This is a genomic window from Streptomyces sp. NPDC014889, from assembly GCF_043081205.1.
Lineage (GTDB): Bacteria > Actinomycetota > Actinomycetes > Streptomycetales > Streptomycetaceae > Streptomyces.
Genome location: NZ_JBIBWH010000049.1, coordinates 1 through 1,025, shown reverse-complemented (window position 1 = coordinate 1,025; position 1,025 = coordinate 1). Strand labels below are relative to the sequence as shown.

Here is a 1,025-nt window from a genome sequence, read left to right as displayed (position 1 = left end):
TTCCAGAGGGTTGAGGGTGACGGTGTAGCCGAGCTGGTTGAGGGCGTTGATCGCTCGGCGGGTGGCGTGTTCGGGGTCGCGCTGGGTGAAGTAGGTGCCGCCGAGCTCGTGGTAGGGGACGTTGTCGGTGAGCATGTGCCAGATCGAGGTGATGATCGAGTGCTCGACGGCGACCAGGGCCTTGAGCGGGCCGCGGCGGGCGGTGAGTCGCTTGTAACGGGCCTGGAGGTAGGTGTCCTTGGTTCTTGCGGCGCCGAAGGCGGCCAGGCCGAGGGCGCCTTTGAGATACGGGTTGCCGGGGCGGACCTTGGCGCTCTTGGTGCGGCCGGCGGACTCGTGGTGGCCGGGGCAGACCCCGGCCCAGGAGGCGAGGTGCTTGGCGGAGGCGAACCGGTTCATGTCACCGCCGGTCTCCGCGATGATCACCTCGGCGACGGCCCGGTTGATTCCGGGGATGGTGTCCAGGAGGTCGAGCGCGGGACGAAAGGGGGCCATCGCCTCCTCGATCCGTGCATCCAGCTGCCCGATCGCGTCGGTGAGCTGGTCGTAGTGGTCCAGGTGGAGCCGGGTCAGGAACGCGTGGTGGGCGCGGAAGCGGCCGGTCAGCGCCTCGGTCAGTTCGGGGATCTTGTTGCGGAGCCTGCGCTTGGCCAGTTCCGCAAGGACCTGCGGGTCGCGTTGGCCGCTGATGAGGGCCTCCAGCATGGCGCGGCCGGAGACGCCCATGATGGCGGAGGCGACCGCGGCGAGTTTGATGCCGGTGTCCTCCAGCAGCTTCTCCAGCCGCTGCACGATCTGGCCGCGCTCGCGGGTCATCTGGGTGCGGGCCCGGGTCAGATCCCGCAGTTCGCGCACCGGCTGGGGTGGCACGAACGAAGGGCGGACCAGGCCGTGCGCGCCGAGCTGGGCCAGCCAGGCCGCGTCCGAGACGTCGGTCTTGCGGCCGGGCAGGTTCTTGACCTGCCGTGCGTTGACCAGGATCACGTTCAAGTCCTCGGCCAGCAGGTAGTAGAAGGGCTTCCAGT

General features: G+C 69.1%; 1 protein-coding gene. It reads right to left on the bottom strand.

The window, feature by feature from the left end:
* Positions 1-1,025: IS110 family transposase (locus ACF09J_RS36035; protein ID WP_392309666.1), on the bottom strand; the 1,025-nt coding region annotated here is incomplete at both ends.